The organism is Paraburkholderia sp. AV2, assembly GCF_054968425.1.
Genome location: NZ_JBANLK010000051.1, coordinates 1 through 14,979, shown reverse-complemented (window position 1 = coordinate 14,979; position 14,979 = coordinate 1). Strand labels below are relative to the sequence as shown.

Sequence of the window (14,979 nt, the reverse complement as noted above, 5' to 3'; positions counted from 1 at the left end):
GGCAGCCGGCCCGCGCGCATGCGCCGCCATGGCGGCGGCATGTGCGCGGGCCTTAGCAGCGAGGCGTAAACCGTATGACCGAACCATTGCTGACGATGCGCGGCATCGTCAAGTCCTTTGCGGGTGTGAAGGCGCTCGACGGCATCGATCTCACCGTGCGGCCCGGCGAGTGCGTGGGCCTGTGCGGCGAGAACGGCGCCGGCAAGTCGACGCTCATGAAGGTGCTCTCCGGCGTGTATCCGCACGGCACCTGGGATGGCGAGATCCGCTGGGAAGGAGAGCCGCTCAAGGCGGCGAGCGTGCGCGACACGGAACGCGCGGGCATCGTCATCATCCATCAGGAGCTGATGCTCGTGCCGGAGCTTTCCGTTGCCGAGAACATCTTCCTCGGCAACGAGATCACCCTGCCGGGCGGCCGCATGAATTACGCGGCGATGTACCGGCGCGCGGACGAACTGCTGCGCGAGCTGAAGATCGACGCCATCAACGTGGCGCAGCCCGTGATGAACTACGGCGGCGGACATCAGCAGCTCATCGAGATCGCCAAGGCGCTCAACAAGCGCGCGAAGCTGCTGATTCTCGACGAGCCTTCGTCGTCGCTCACCGCCGCCGAAACGAAAATCCTGCTCGACATCGTGCGCGACCTCAAGCGGCGCGGTGTGGCCTGCGTGTACATCTCGCACAAGCTCGACGAAGTCGAGGCCGTATGCGATACCGTCACGGTGATACGCGACGGCCGGCACGTGGCCACCGAGCCGATGGCGACGATGACCACGGACCGCATCATCTCCATGATGGTGGGCCGCGAGATCCGCAACCTCTTTCCGCGCGAGCCGCACGATATCGGCGAAGTGGTGTTCGAGGCGCGCAACGTCACCTGCTACGACGTGACGAACCCGCGCCGCAAGCGCGTGGACGACGTGTCGTTCACGGTGCGGCGCGGAGAGATTCTCGGCGTGGCCGGGCTCGTGGGCGCGGGGCGCACGGAGACGATGCAGGCCATCTTCGGCTCGTACGCGGGCGCCTGTTCGGCGACGGTGCTGCTCGAAGGCAAGGCGCTGAAGATCCGCTCGCCGCTCGAAGCGATTCGTTCCGGCATCGCCATGGTGCCCGAGGACCGCAAGCGCCACGGCATCGTCCCGCAGCTCGGCGTGGGCCACAACATCACGCTTTCGGTGCTGGAACGCTATACGAAGGGCGGGCGCATCGATACGGCGGCCGAGCTCGACACGATCCGCACGGAGATGCAGCGTCTTTCCGTGCGCGCGGCGAATCCCATGCTCTCGATCGCGAGCCTTTCGGGCGGGAACCAGCAGAAGGCCGTGCTCACGAAGATGCTGCTCACGAATCCCAAGGTGCTGATTCTCGACGAGCCCACGCGCGGCGTGGACGTGGGCGCGAAGTACGAGATTTACAAGCTCATGTTCGAGCTGGCGAAGCGCGGCGTTGCCATCGTCATGGTGTCGTCGGAGCTGCCCGAGGTGCTGGGGGTCAGCGATCGCGTGCTGGTGATCGGCGAGGGCGAGTTGCGCGGCGACTTCGTCAACGAGGGCCTGACACAGGAACACATACTGGGCGCGGCGATCCAGAGCGCGCGCCCGCCATCCAACCGAGCGAGTGCAGCATGACCCCCGACGTCACTTCCCAACCTGCGCGCGAAGGCGCGCCACACGGCGGCAGCGGCTTCGCCCTGCGTTTCCAGCAACTGTTCGCGCGCTACAAGATCCTCGCGCTGCTCATCGCCGTGGCGGCGATCTGGGCATTTTTCTCGGTGCTCACGCATGGCGCGTTCGTCACGCCGCGCAACGTCTCGAACCTGCTGCGGCAGATGTCCGTCACCGGCATGCTCGCGTGCGGCATGGTGTTCGTGATCATCGCGGGCGAGATCGATCTGTCGGTAGGCTCGTTACTGGGCCTGCTGGGCGGCGTGGGCGCCATCCTCGACGCCAATCACAACTGGCCGATCGTGGCGACCGTCCCGGCCGTGCTCGCGCTCGGCGTGCTGGTCGGGCTGTTCAACGGCTGGTGGTCCACCTATCGGCGCGTGCCGTCGTTCATCGTGGGGCTGGGCGGCATGCTCGCGTATCGCGGCATCCTGCTGGGCATCACGGGCGGTTCGACGATTGCGCCGGTCTCCGACAACTTCGTATTCATCGGCCAGGGCTATCTGCCGCGTCTCGCGGGCGACGTGCTCGCACTCGTGCTGTTCCTGCTGCTGGCGCTCCTCACGGTGCGCCAGCGCGCGAACCGGCGGCGCTATCAACTGCCGGTCGTGCCGGTCTGGCAGGACGGCGTGAAGATCGCGGGCGCCGGCGCAATCGTGCTGGCGTTCGTCGTGACGCTCGACAGCTACGGCGGCATTCCCGTGCCCGTGCTGCTGCTGCTCGCGATGCTCGGCATCTTCACGTGGATCGCGACGCAGACCGTGTTCGGCCGCCGCATCTACGCCGTGGGCTCGAATCTCGAAGCCACGCGTCTTTCGGGCGTCAACACGAACCGTGTGAAGCTCGCGATCTTCGCGCTCATGGGGCTCATGTGCGCATTCGCCGGTATCGTCAACACGGCGCGTCTCGCGGCGGGTTCGCCTTCCGCGGGAACGATGGGCGAGCTCGACGCGATCGCGGCGTGCTTCATCGGCGGCACCTCGATGCGCGGCGGCTCCGGCACGGTCTATGGCGCGCTGATCGGCGCGCTCGTGATGGCGAGCCTCGACAACGGCATGTCGATGCTCGACGTCGATGCTTACTGGCAGATGATCGTGAAGGGCGGCATTCTCGTGCTAGCCGTGTGGATCGATGTGGTCTCGGGATCGAACCGGCGTTGATCGCACGATTGCAAACCTGTTACCCATGAGGTATCGGCAGACGGGATTTTCCTTGTCTTGCGCAGGGTCCGCGTTGTAGCGCGTCAGTGGTCTGGTGGCGCAGCGGGTCTGCCGTTGTTCTCCTCGCGTGCACCTGAACGCACGCTATTCGGCGGGACGTCTGTCCCGCCTTTTTTCTTTTGTGCGATCCGTCTGCGATTCGTGTGCAAAAAGGGGCGTTGCACGTAGCGCGCGTGCCATGCCGATTCCTGCCAGAATATTTTCGACCTGTGCTGCCCGGTTCCTGCGCACGCGCGCGATCCCGCCGCCGGCACGGGGCTCGTCCGCCGCAGCGTCGCGCTCCCTCGCGCGCCGCCTGCCGCTTCGTCACTTTTCCGGCGCACCGCTGCGTTGCGCCGAGCCGCATGGCCGCGCGCCGTGCGGCGCCGAACTGGAGACAAGTCGACCATGCCAGCCCTATGTGAAATCTGCAATGCCCGGCCCGCCGTCGCGCGCGTGACTGTCGTGCAGGACGGTCAGCGCAAGTCGCTATCGATCTGCGACTACGACTACCGGCAATTGATGCGCCATCAAAGCATGCTCAATCCGTTCGATTCGCTGCTGGGCGGCGGCGGGCTGTCGCGCTTCTTCGGCGGACCCGGTGGCGAAGGCGACCACGACGACGAGGGGCCGGGCCTCGCGGCCGAAGTGCCGCGCGAGTCCGTGGACGCCACCGACGCCTTCAGCGAACAAACGATGGAACTGCTGCAGCGCGCGGCCGAAAAAGCCCACGAGCTGCACCGCAACGAGCTCGATACGGAGCACGTGCTCTACGTGCTGGCCGACACGGACGTCTGCACCGCACTCCTGAAAGAGCTGAAGCTCTCGCCCCAGGACATCAGGAACTATATCGACGAGCACGCGAGACAAGGCACCGCCGGCGACGACGAAGCCCTCGACAGGATGACCGTCTCGCCGCGCCTGAAAAAGGCGTTCCAGTACGCGTTCCAGGCCTCGCGCGATCTCGGCCACTCGTACGTCGGGCCCGAGCATCTGCTCATCGGTCTCGCGGCCGTGCCCGACAGTATCGCGGGCGCGCTGCTGAAGAAGTACGGCGTGACGCCCGAGGCGCTGCGCCAGAAAGTCGTGAAAGTGGTGGGCAAGGGCGCGGAAGACGGCCGTGTGGATACGCCCACCGGTACGCCGAACCTCGACAAGTTCGGGCGCGATCTCACCGCCATGGCGCGCCAGGGCAAGCTCGACCCCGTGCTCGGCCGCGCGCAGGAGATCGAGAACACGATCGAAGTGCTCGCGCGCCGCAAGAAGAACAACCCGGTGCTGATCGGCGAGCCGGGCGTGGGCAAGACCGCTATCGTCGAAGGGCTCGCGCAGCGCATCGTCAACGGCGACGTGCCGGAAGTGCTGCGCGGCAAGCGCCTCGTCGAGGTCAACATCAACTCGATGGTCGCGGGCGCGAAGTATCGCGGCGAATTCGAAGAGCGCGCGAAGCAGCTCATCGACGAGGTGACGGCAAAGAACGACGAGCTGATCCTCTTCATCGACGAACTGCACACGATCGTGGGCGCCGGGCAGGGCGGCGGCGAAGGCGGCCTCGACATCGCGAACGTGCTCAAGCCCGCGCTCGCCCGCGGCGAGCTGAGCCTGATCGGCGCCACGACGCTCAACGAATACCAGAAGTACATCGAAAAGGACGCCGCGCTCGAACGGCGCTTCCAGCTCGTGCTCGTGCCGGAGCCCACGGTCGAGCAGACCATCGTGATCCTGCGCGGCCTGCGCGACAAACTGGAGGCCCACCACCAGGTGACCTTCGCCGATGACGCGTTCGTGGCCGCCGCCGAGCTTTCGGACCGCTACATCACCTCGCGCTTCCTGCCCGACAAGGCCATCGACCTGATCGACCAGGCGGCGGCGCGCGTGCGCATCAGCGCCACGTCGCGGCCCGCGGACATTCAGGAGCTCGAAGCGGAGATCGCGCAGCTCAGGCGCGAGCAGGACTACGCGGCCTCGCGCAAGCGTTACGACGCGGCGAAGGGCTTCGAGGAACGCATCGGCGAGAAGCAGAAGCAGCTCGACGGGCAGATGGAAGCGTGGCAGCGCAAGACCGGCTCCGAGACGCTGGAAGTGACGGTGGCCTCGATTGCCGATGTGGTTTCGCGCCTCACGGGCATACCGGTGGCGGACCTTACGCAGGAAGAGCGCCAGAAGCTGTTGAAGATGGAGGACAAGCTGCGCGAGCGTGTGGTGGGCCAGGCCGATGCGGTGGTCGCGGTGAGCGACGCCGTACGCCTCTCGCGCGCGGGTCTCGGCCAGGAGCACCGGCCGATCGCGACGTTCCTGTTCCTCGGGCCGACGGGGGTGGGCAAGACCGAGCTCGCGAAAGCGCTGGCGGAAAGCGTGTTCGGCGACGAGCAGGCCATCATCCGCATCGACATGAGCGAGTACATGGAGCGCCACGCGGTCGCGCGCCTCATTGGCGCGCCGCCGGGCTACGTGGGCTACGACGAGGGCGGGCAGTTGACCGAGCGCGTGCGGCGCCGTCCCTATAGCGTGATCCTGCTCGACGAGATCGAGAAGGCGCACCCGGACGTCTACAACGTGCTGCTGCAGGTATTCGACGACGGGCGGCTGACCGACGGCAAGGGCCGCGTGGTGGACTTCAGCAACACGATCATCATCGCCACGAGCAACCTGGGCGCTTCGATCATCATGGAGAACCTGGAGCAGCCCGAAGCGAAGCGCAAGAGCGAGAAGGTCGTGCGCGAGGAACTCATGAAGGTGCTCAAGGGGCACTTCCGTCCCGAGTTCCTGAACCGCATCGACGAGATCATCGTGTTCCATGCGCTCTCGAAGGAGAACATCCGCTCGATCGTGCGGATCCAGCTGGACCGGGTGGTGCGCACGGCGGCGGCGCAGGACATCACGCTGAAGATGAGCGAGGCGCTCGTCGATCATCTGGTGGAGGTGGGCTATCAGCCCGAGTTCGGCGCGCGGGAACTGAAGCGGCAGATCCGGCAACAGGTGGAAACGCGGCTGGCGAAGGAGATACTCGGCGATGCGCTGCAGTCGGGCGACACCGTCGAGATCGGCTACGACAAGGAGAACGACGAGACCACGTTCAACAAGCTCGCCGTGCCGGCCGACGTGAAGGAGGGCAAACCCGCCAAAAAGGCGCGGGACGGCGCCGCCGATCCGGTACCGGACGGCAAGGCGATTGCCGCGGATATCGCCGCCGACGACGTGACGGCCGAACCGCCTCCGCCGTCGAAGAAAAAGAACGGCAAGGGCGCGGGCAAGTCGAAGTCCGTCTGATCGGGCGCTGCGGGGTGCTGTGGCCCTTCGGCTACAATTGCGGCTGCCTGAATACGGAATCGCGATGAACAAACGGAAAGCTTGCTTCGTCGGCCTTGCGGCCGTTGCCACCCTGCTGGCGGGATGCGTCGCGCAATACCGCAACCCCAGCACGTGCGAAGACGAGATGCGGCACCGGCTCGCGGAAACGTCGCTGGGCAAGCTTTCCGTGACGGATAGCGCGGTCGCTTATCGCGGCCAGCGCGTGGTGGTCGAAGGGCACCTCGACAAAGCGCTGAAGCCGGCGGTCGCGGCATTGGGGGCATCGGGGGCTTCCGCAGTTGAAGCGGCGTCGGGCTCATCGGCGGTATCGGTTGCGTCCGCGGCATCCGCAGCTTCGGGATCGCAGGCCGCCGCGGCAAGCGGGGCGGTGGTGGCCGCCGCGGCGTCGGGTGCTTCGGCTGTCAAGGTCGAGCCCAAGCCCGGCACGCCGGTCGCCGCGCTTGCCCAGAAGCTGGGCATCAAGAAGCCTGTGCACACACCCGCCGCCGCCGAGTGCCTCTTCAACGAATCCGGTCTTGCTTCCTTCCGCTGGCTTGCTCCCCCCGAGCTCGCCAAAACGACCCCCGACCCGCACGCCTCCGACGACTGACATCGCCCGCGCAGCAATCCGGTGGTTTGTTTTGAGATGTGCGCCGAAGCTAGCGCTGGTTTCTGCCGTGCAAGAGCGGCATTCTCTGCATGTCGGCCCGCGTAACGCTGGGTGACGCCGGGTGGTGGCGCCCCTTCTCTTTAATGCTTTGAAATAAAAAGAAAAAATCTCCGTGAAAGGGGGGCTGAGGTGTTTTTTAAATGTTGAGAAACGTTAGAATACCGAGCTTCGCCTCCCTCGGAGGCGTTCGACAGACCTGGCAATGCCGCGCCGCACGGCGGTTTTTGCACAGGGTGCCTCTCGCCCGGTAAAATGGCTGGTTGATCCACGGAAACTGGCCGTGGCGTAGCCGAAGGATTACCCGAACATGAGTGATTTTCATCAACGTCTTGCCATCCGCGCCGTCGCGCTCCTGATGGCGGGCGGGCTGGTCGCCGGCTGCAGCACGCCGTCGCCGACCAAGATCGATTACCGCAGTGACCAAAAGGCGAAGGAGTCGTCGCTCGCCGTGCCGCCGAACTTGCTCGACGAAACCCCCGACCAGCGCTCGACGGCTCCGCAGGGCGGCGAGACTTCGCTCTCCACGCTCAAGCAGGTCCAGACCGACGCGCCGCCGTCGGACGTAAACCAGGTGCTGCCGCAGGTGCCCGGCATGCATATCCAGCGTGACGGCACGGAAAGCTGGCTCGTCATCGACGACAAGACGCCCGACCAGGTCTGGGCCCAGGTGCGCCGCTTCTGGCAGGAGCAGGGCTTCCTGCTGGTGGTCGACCAGCGCGACAAGGGTCTGATGGAAACCGACTGGAACGAGACGCGTCCGAAGATCTCGGACGGCATCATCCGCAACTCGCTCACGTGGGCCATGGGCAACTCGTACGTCGGCGCGGAACGCAACAAGTACCGCACGCGTCTCGAAACGTCGCCGACCGGCGGCACTTATATCTTCGTCAGCCAGAAGGGCCTCGCCGAAGAAGTGTCGGGCACCAACGACGAGAGCAGCAAGTGGGTGCCGAAGCCCAACGACCCCGCGCTCGAAACCGAGTATCTGAAGCGCCTCATGTTGTCGCTCTCGCGCGCGAAGCCGGGCGTGCCCGACGTGCAGATTGCCGACGCGGCGGATGCGCAGGTCAAGAGCAAGGCGGCTGGCGCGGTCGGTTCGAATTCGAGCGGTCCGGATGCGGCCGCGGCCGCCGTCGCCGCGCAGAACGTGGCGGCAGCGGGCCAGCAGACGGGCGCCGGTCAGCAGCCGGGGCAGCCGGGGCAGCCGGGGCAGCCGGGCAAGGGTCAGCCGTCGGCTGAGACGGGCGGCCACTACACGTCCACCGAGCTCACGCTCGGCGAGTCGTACGACAGCGCCTGGCTGCGCGTGGGCCATGCACTCGACCGCGCGAACTTCACGGTGGACGACAGCGACCGTGGGAAGGGCATCTACTACATTCGCTACGTCGATCCGAAGGACATGACGTCCGACGAGCAGGGCTTCTGGAACCAGGTGTTCCATGGCCGCAAGGAGAAGGAAGCGAAGCAGTACATGCTGAACGTGCGCGCCGTGACCGAGAACCAGACGCGTATCGCCGTCGTCGACGACAAAGGTCAGGTCGATACGTCGCGCCCCGCTCAGGAGATCATGGGCCTAGTCGTCTCGGAACTGCAGTAAAGAAAGGTTCGGGTTCGATCCCCGGCTGAAGCAAGCCCGCCTGCGCGACGTGCGCGCAGGCGGGCTTTTTTACGTCCTCTGCAATGGCCTCGCGGCCGGCCCCGTGCTCAGTGCGGGATCATCCACGTGAACACGTTCTGCTGGAGCCAGACGAGAATGCCGAGCAGCACCGTCAACAGGATCGAGTGCTTGAACGTGCGGGCGAACACGTGGCCTTCCTTGCCTTTGAGTTCGGTCGTGGCGACGCCCGTCGAGATGTTCTGCGGCGAGATCATCTTGCCCATCACGCCGCCCGACGAGTTGGTCGCGGCCATCAGCACGGGATTCAGGTTGAGCTGATGCGCGGCGACCACCTGGAGGTTGCCGAAGAGCGCATTGCCCGAGGTGTCGCTGCCCGAGAGGAACACGGCCACCCAGCCGAGGAACGCCGAGACGAGCGGGAAGAACGCGCCTACCGAAGCGGCGCCGAGACCGAGCGTATAAGTGAGCCCCGAGTAGTTCATCAGATAGGCGAGTCCGACGATGGCGGCGACGGTCAGGATGGCGATGCGCGTCTGCACCCAGGTATCGACGATCGCGCCGCCGAAATCGGCGGGCTTGAGGCGCACGACGAGGGCCGTGATGATCGCCGCCACGAGGATTGCCGTGCCGGTGGCGAGCGGCTGGAAGTCCCAGACCGCGCCGTAAGGCACCTTGTAGAGCGTGATGTACACCGCCTTGTCGAGGCCGGGCCAGGGGAGCTTCACGTCGCCGATCGCGAAGACCTTCGCGATGGTCCAGAGGATCACGACCACCGATACGATCAGCCACGGATACCAGCCTTGCACGCCCGGCACGTTGCCGCGCACTTCCTTGGCGCGGTCGACGCGGATCTCGAACTGCGGATCGGGCGCCGGCTTCCACACGCGCAGGAACGCAATTGTGACGATCAGCGAGACAAGCGACGAGAGCACGTCGGTCAGGCTGTAGTTGACGTAGTTCGAGGTCACGAACTGCGTGAGGGAGAAGCTGCCGCCGGCTACGAGCAGCACCGGCCAGATGCGCAGCATGCCGCCCACGCCCGCATAGATGGCGATCACGTAGAACGGCAGCGCGAGCGCGAAGAACGGCAACTGGCGGCCCACCATCTGTCCGAGCACGTCGGCGGGGAGGTGCGTGACCGCGCCGAGCACGGTGATCGGCACGCCGAGCGCGCCGAAAGCCACGGGCGCCGTGTTGAAGATCAGCGTGAAGGTGAGCGCTTCGAGGGTCGGGAAGCCGAGCATGATGAGGAGCGAGCTCGTGATCGCGACGGGCGTGCCGAATCCGGAGATGCCTTCGAACAGCGCCCCGAACGAGAAGCCGATCACCACGAGCACGATGCGCCGGTCGTTGGGCAGGTTGTCGAGCATCCACATGCGAAAGGCGGCAAAGCGCCCCGAGCGCAAGGCGATGTTGTAGAGCAGGATCGCCGCGACGACGATCCACATGACCGGCCACAGCGCGAACACGATACCGGCGGCGACGGAGTCGAAGGCGAGGCCGGCCGGGAATTGCCAGCCGAAGATGGCGACCACGAGCCCGACCACGAGTCCGGCGAGCGAGGCCTGCCACGCCGGGCGCCGTGCCCAGCCCAGCAGGACGAGCACGGTGACGATGGGCAGTGCGGCGACGATGAACGAAGGCAGTAGCGAATTACCGATGGGAGTCAACAGCTGGTGAAACATGGCGTCTCCTTTGTGCTGTCTGGAATCGGCGCAATCGATGCGGCTCATTGCGCCGGGGCGCTTGCGAAGGTGGGCGTGAACATTAAGTAAGGCGGTGTTTCAATCCCCGATGCCCACGTCGAGCATAGAAAATGCAGGTAGGGTGTCAAGCAGGGAAAGTACGGTCCGGCATGAAATGGCGCGTGTTGCGCTGCCGTAAGCGCAGGGTGGGGGCGTGCGATGGGCGGGTCCAAATGAAACGCGGCGCATCCCGTGACCGGGTATGCGCCGCGTTGCCTCTCTGATTGCCGTTACTGCCTGTCGTTATGGGGGTCCGGCACAAACCGCCGCGCCGATAACCCCATCGTATCGGCCGATTCCGTATCTGGTTGTTCGCGTTTGTCAGCGAGCCGTTGGAATCGTAAGAGAGTGTTTCCAGTCTCGCGCGAGGCGCGTTACTGGCGCTGGTAGATCTCGCCGCCTTGCTTGATGAACTCGACGGCCTTCACTTCCATGCCCTTCTTCAGTGCTTCGTCGTCGCTCATACCCTGCTTCGCCGCGAAGTCGCGCACGTCCTGCGTGATCTTCATCGAGCAGAAGTGCGGGCCGCACATCGAGCAGAAGTGCGCGACCTTGGCCGAGTCCTTGGGCAGCGTCTCGTCATGGAATTCGCGCGCCTTGTCGGGGTCGAGGCCGAGGTTGAACTGGTCTTCCCAGCGGAACTCGAAGCGCGCTTTCGAAAGGGCGTTGTCGCGCACCTGCGCGCCCGGATGACCCTTGGCGAGGTCGGCCGCGTGTGCCGCGAGCTTGTACGTGATGATGCCTTCCTTCACGTCGTCCTTGTTCGGCAGACCCAGGTGTTCCTTCGGCGTGACGTAGCAGAGCATGGCCGTGCCGAACCAGCCGATCATCGCCGCGCCGATGCCCGAGGTGATGTGGTCGTAGCCCGGCGCGATGTCGGTGGTGAGCGGCCCGAGCGTGTAGAAAGGCGCTTCCTTGCACCAGTCGAGCTGGAGATCCATATTCTCCTTGATGAGCTGCATCGGCACGTGGCCCGGACCTTCGATCATCACCTGGACGTCATGCTTCCACGCGATCTGCGTGAGCTCGCCGAGCGTCTTCAGTTCGCCGAGCTGCGCTTCGTCGTTCGCGTCGTAGATCGAGCCGGGACGCAGGCCGTCGCCGAGCGAGAAGCTCACGTCGTAGGCCTTCATGATTTCGCAGATCTCTTCGAAGTGCTCGTAAAGGAAGGACTCCTTGTGATGGGCGAGGCACCACTTGGCCATGATCGAACCGCCGCGCGAGACGATGCCCGTCATGCGATTGGCCGTGAGCGGCACGTACTGCAGGCGCACGCCCGCGTGGATCGTGAAGTAGTCCACACCTTGCTCGGCTTGCTCGATGAGCGTGTCGCGGAAGATGTCCCACGTGAGATCTTCTGCCTTGCCGTTGACCTTTTCGAGCGCCTGGTAGATCGGCACCGTGCCGATGGGCACCGGCGAGTTGCGGATGATCCACTCGCGCGTTTCGTGAATGTGCTTGCCCGTGGAGAGATCCATCACCGTGTCGCCGCCCCAGCGGATCGCCCACGTCATCTTGTCCACTTCCTCGCCGATCGACGAGGTCACGGCCGAATTGCCGATGTTCGCGTTGATTTTTACGAGGAAGTTGCGGCCGATGATCATCGGCTCGCTTTCCGGGTGGTTGATGTTCGCGGGGATGATCGCGCGGCCGCGCGCGATTTCCTCGCGCACGAATTCGGGCGTGATCGCCTGGAGCGCGTCGGCGCCGAAGGCCGCGGCGCCGAACGCCTGGCCCGCGTGCTGGCGGCCCATCATCGCGGCGAGCTTCGCGCCGTTCGGGCCGCTCGCCTTGAGGCTCTCCAGGTACTCGGCACGGCGCTGGTTTTCGCGGATCGCGATGAATTCCATCTCGGGCGTCACGATGCCCTGACGCGCGTAGTGCATCTGCGTCACGTTCTTGCCGGCCTGCGCGCGGCGCGGCGTGCGGTGCAGGCCAGGAAAGCGCAGTTCGGCCGTGGCCGGGTCGGCCGCGCGCTCGAGGCCGTATTGCGACGAGAGGCCGGGCAACGATTCGGTGTCGCCGCGCGCTTCGATCCAGCGCTGACGCAGTGCGGGCAGGCCCGCGCGAATGTCGATCTTCGCTTCGGGATCGGTGTAGGGGCCCGAAGTGTCGTAGACGTAGATCGGCGGATTTTTCTCGCCGCCGAAGCCCGTGGGTGTGTCCGACTGCGTGATCTCGCGCATCGGCACGCGAATGTCCGGCTGCGAGCCGGTCACGTAGATCTTGCGGGAATTGGGCAGCGGCGCGACCGCGGCTTCGTCGACGTGCGCGTTGGCGGAAACGAACTTCGGGTTCGCGTTCATGTATCTCTCTCTAAAGCAATATGGGAACAGCAGCTTCGCAGGAGACGAGACGGAACGTGGACGGACTTCGCTGGGATGAGGTGGATAGCGATGCTGCGAAGTCCGGACGCTTCCCTGCGCTGGCATTATCCAGATCAGGTTCAAAGGGTATTTCTCACCCGCGCAATACGCCGCTCGACTTTCGTTCAGACTCGTTCGAAGCGACGCATGACGCAGGACCCCCGCGTAAGCAGGCCAAACAATACACCGCGCTGCGACGATCTGGCAAGTGTCCGGCGCCGCAATTCGCGGTATAGCGGCACGAGGCGCTACGCGCGAAATGAATGAAGCGGCGAATCGTAAAGTAGATGACAGCGGGGGATTACAGCGTGAAATCGTCCGATGCTTCGGGCTGGTAAAGGATGCGGTCGATCTTCAGCGTTTGCTGTGCGCCGCTGGGGGGCGTGAAACGTACGGTGTCGCCGCGTTTCAGGCCAAGCAACGCGAGACCGGCGGGCGAGAACACGTTCAGGCGCCCGGAGTCGACGTCCGCGCCCTTGGGATAAACGAGGGTCCAGATGAGCATTTCGCCGGACTGCTCGTTCCTGAGCGTGACCTGGGAGTTCATCGTGACGACGGTGGCGGCGATGTCTTTCGGCGCGACGACTTCGGCGCGCTCCAGCAGTTCGTCGAGCATGACATGGCGTGCCGGCGCGGCGCCCGGTTCCGCGGCGCATTTTTCGAGGCGGGCGACGTCGAGTTCGGTCAGGTAACGGATTTTCCGGGTCATGGCGATTTTCTTTGCGATCCTTGGGAGTGGGGGATCGAAAGGAAAAAGAAAGGATTGGCCATGTTAGCACAGGCGCTACTGCCTTCTGCCTCGACCCATGCGATAGCCAGCGAGCATAAAACGTTTCGCGCATGACCCTGGCCGGCCGGCTTGCTGCATAATTCGGGGCGCCCGGCTTACGGTTACCCAACCGTCGCCGCCGCACCTGCCTGCCGCCGGGCTGCGGGCCGCGCACTACCGTTTCTTCGCCACTCCATCATGCCGTCGAGCTCCACCCGCCCCGCAGCGCGCCTGCGAGGCTCCAAGGTGTGCGCGTCGCGTTCTTCCGCGACGCCATGACTATGCCTCCCCGTTCGCCTTCACGGCCTCTGCAGTTCGCCGCCGGTGCGGCCAGTGCATTTTGGCGGCTCTGCCGCTCGGTGCGCTTGCCGCAATCGCGCGGCGGCCGCGTCGCGCTTTCGCTGGCCGTCGTCTATTTCGTGTGGGGTTCGACCTACCTTGCCGTGCACGTGGCGCTCGGCTCGTTTCCGCCGCTGCTGCTTTCGGGCCTGCGCAACCTGCTGGCGGGCATCGGGCTCTTCGTGTTCGCCATGCGTCGTCGTCCCGTCATGCCGACGCTCATGGAGGTCCGCAATGCCGGCATCGTCGGGACGACGCTCGTGGGGCTGTCGAGCGGCATGCTCGCGTACGGCATGCGCACCGTGGGCACCGGCACGGCAGCCGTGATGGTCGCCACGGTCCCGCTTTTTGCGACGATCATTGCGGCGGCCACCGGCCGGCACGTCGCGAGGGCAGAGTGGCTGGCCGTCGCGCTGGGTCTCGCCGGCATCGGCATCCTGAGCCACGGCGGCGGGGCTTCGGGCACCGCCGGCGGCTGTCTCGCGATTCTGGCCGGCGCGCTGTTCTGGGCGATCGGCGCGCATCTGGCCGGGCGGCTCAAGCTGCCTTCGGATCTGTTCCTCGCCACAGCCCTGCAGATCGGGCTGGGCGGCGCGATTTCGACGCTCATCGCGTGGATCAGCGGCGAACGCATGATGCCGCTGCATTTCCTGCCGGCCGTGGCGTTCGTCTATCTCATGCTGATCGGCACGATGGCAGCCTATGTCGCCTACGGCTATCTGATTCGCCATACCAGTCCGCTCGTCGCGAGCAGTTGCATGTACGTGAATCCCGTCGTGGCCGTTGCCCTGGGCGCGTTGCTGCTGGGCGAGCCCGTGACGGTCGGCACGATCGTGGCGACCGTGCTGATACTCGGCAGCGTGGGACTCTCGTTCGTGTTCGACGACCGGCGCCGCGGCGCTTGACAGAGACTGGCGACGGGCGTCGGTGCGGTCGTGCGGCGGATTCCGCGTGCGTTACTTCGCCTGTTCGGCGCTATTCGTGATGGCGTGGCCGCCCGCGGACATATCCTCACCCGCGCCCGCAACGGTATTGCATGCGGCAAGCGCCCCAACCGAAGCGGCAACGAGCACCAGGGCAATCAAGCGTTTCATGAGCGATCTCCACCGTAGTCAAGAGATTGCCTGATCAGCACGTAGCGTGCCCGGGCATTTTTGCCAGTTTCGCGGGGGCGGGGCGCCACGGCGCCCGCCCCCCCCCGGGCGGCGCGGGGGCTCTGTTTTGTTTAAACCCCCCCGGGGGGCCCACCCGAGCGGGGGGGACCCCGCCGGATGCCGCCAACACTCAGGACTCGACGTCTTCGAGGCTGAAGATTTCC

Annotated in this window: 10 protein-coding genes; 6 read left to right on the top strand and 4 right to left on the bottom strand. The window is 65.5% G+C overall.

Annotation, left to right across the window (positions count from 1 at the left end):
• Positions 1-86 precede the first annotated feature (86 nt).
• The 5 genes from xylG to bamC all read left to right on the top strand — a co-directional run bounded on the left by xylG (position 87) and on the right by bamC (position 8,421).
• On the top strand, positions 87-1,628 hold the full coding sequence (xylG, locus tag V8683_RS26030) for a D-xylose ABC transporter ATP-binding protein (protein ID WP_411190576.1): 1,542 nt from the start codon (positions 87-89) through the stop codon (positions 1,626-1,628).
• On the top strand, positions 1,625-2,824 hold the full coding sequence (locus tag V8683_RS26025) for a sugar ABC transporter permease (protein ID WP_411189994.1): 1,200 nt from the start codon (positions 1,625-1,627) through the stop codon (positions 2,822-2,824). The genes xylG and V8683_RS26025 overlap by 4 nt, the downstream gene beginning before the upstream one ends.
• A gap of 447 nt (positions 2,825-3,271) precedes the next feature.
• Positions 3,272-6,133, top strand: a complete 2,862-nt coding sequence (locus tag V8683_RS26020) for an ATP-dependent Clp protease ATP-binding subunit (protein ID WP_411189993.1) — start codon at positions 3,272-3,274, stop codon at positions 6,131-6,133.
• Between the two features lie 64 nt (positions 6,134-6,197).
• Positions 6,198-6,764, top strand: a complete 567-nt coding sequence (locus V8683_RS26015) for a hypothetical protein (protein ID WP_411189992.1) — start codon at positions 6,198-6,200, stop codon at positions 6,762-6,764.
• Positions 6,765-7,131: 367 nt separating this feature from the next.
• On the top strand, positions 7,132-8,421 hold the full coding sequence (bamC, locus tag V8683_RS26010; protein WP_411189991.1) for an outer membrane protein assembly factor BamC: 1,290 nt from the start codon (positions 7,132-7,134) through the stop codon (positions 8,419-8,421).
• Between the two features lie 107 nt (positions 8,422-8,528).
• Here bamC and V8683_RS26005 read toward each other — a convergent pair whose 3' ends face one another.
• The 3 genes from V8683_RS26005 to V8683_RS25995 all read right to left on the bottom strand — a co-directional run bounded on the left by V8683_RS26005 (position 8,529) and on the right by V8683_RS25995 (position 13,262).
• On the bottom strand, positions 8,529-10,127 hold the full coding sequence (locus tag V8683_RS26005) for an L-lactate permease (protein WP_411189990.1): 1,599 nt from the start codon (positions 10,125-10,127) through the stop codon (positions 8,529-8,531).
• Positions 10,128-10,561: 434 nt separating this feature from the next.
• Positions 10,562-12,493: a phosphomethylpyrimidine synthase ThiC gene (gene thiC / locus V8683_RS26000; protein WP_411189989.1), complete on the bottom strand. Its 1,932-nt coding sequence runs from the start codon at positions 12,491-12,493 to the stop codon at positions 10,562-10,564.
• 361 nt (positions 12,494-12,854) lie between these two features.
• A complete protein-coding gene (locus V8683_RS25995) occupies positions 12,855-13,262 on the bottom strand; it encodes a GreA/GreB family elongation factor (protein WP_411189988.1) in 408 nt (135 codons plus the stop codon).
• 335 nt (positions 13,263-13,597) lie between these two features.
• On the opposite strand from V8683_RS25995, the gene V8683_RS25990 reads away from it, so the two are divergent.
• A complete protein-coding gene (locus tag V8683_RS25990) occupies positions 13,598-14,566 on the top strand; it encodes an EamA family transporter (RefSeq protein WP_411189987.1) in 969 nt (322 codons plus the stop codon).
• A gap of 51 nt (positions 14,567-14,617) precedes the next feature.
• Here the strand turns inward: V8683_RS25990 and V8683_RS25985 are convergent, their stop codons facing one another.
• Entirely contained in the window at positions 14,618-14,755 is a 138-nt protein-coding gene (locus V8683_RS25985) for an entericidin A/B family lipoprotein (RefSeq protein WP_411189986.1), read from the bottom strand.
• Between the last annotated feature and the right edge of the window lie 224 nt (positions 14,756-14,979).

Excerpts from the sequence above, each read along its gene's own strand:
- V8683_RS26025 (WP_411189994.1), top strand. The coding sequence starts at position 1,625 with ATGACCCCCGACGTCACTTCCCAACCTGCGCGCGAAGGCGCGCCACAC.
- V8683_RS25995 (WP_411189988.1), bottom strand. The coding sequence starts at position 13,262 with ATGACCCGGAAAATCCGTTACCTGACCGAACTCGACGTCGCCCGCCTC.
- V8683_RS26015 (WP_411189992.1), top strand. The coding sequence starts at position 6,198 with ATGAACAAACGGAAAGCTTGCTTCGTCGGCCTTGCGGCCGTTGCCACC.
- V8683_RS26005 (WP_411189990.1), bottom strand. The coding sequence starts at position 10,127 with ATGTTTCACCAGCTGTTGACTCCCATCGGTAATTCGCTACTGCCTTCG.
- V8683_RS25985 (WP_411189986.1), bottom strand. The coding sequence starts at position 14,755 with ATGAAACGCTTGATTGCCCTGGTGCTCGTTGCCGCTTCGGTTGGGGCG.
- bamC (WP_411189991.1), top strand. The coding sequence starts at position 7,132 with ATGAGTGATTTTCATCAACGTCTTGCCATCCGCGCCGTCGCGCTCCTG.
- V8683_RS25990 (WP_411189987.1), top strand. The coding sequence starts at position 13,598 with ATGACTATGCCTCCCCGTTCGCCTTCACGGCCTCTGCAGTTCGCCGCC.
- V8683_RS26020 (WP_411189993.1), top strand. The coding sequence starts at position 3,272 with ATGCCAGCCCTATGTGAAATCTGCAATGCCCGGCCCGCCGTCGCGCGC.
- thiC (WP_411189989.1), bottom strand. The coding sequence starts at position 12,493 with ATGAACGCGAACCCGAAGTTCGTTTCCGCCAACGCGCACGTCGACGAA.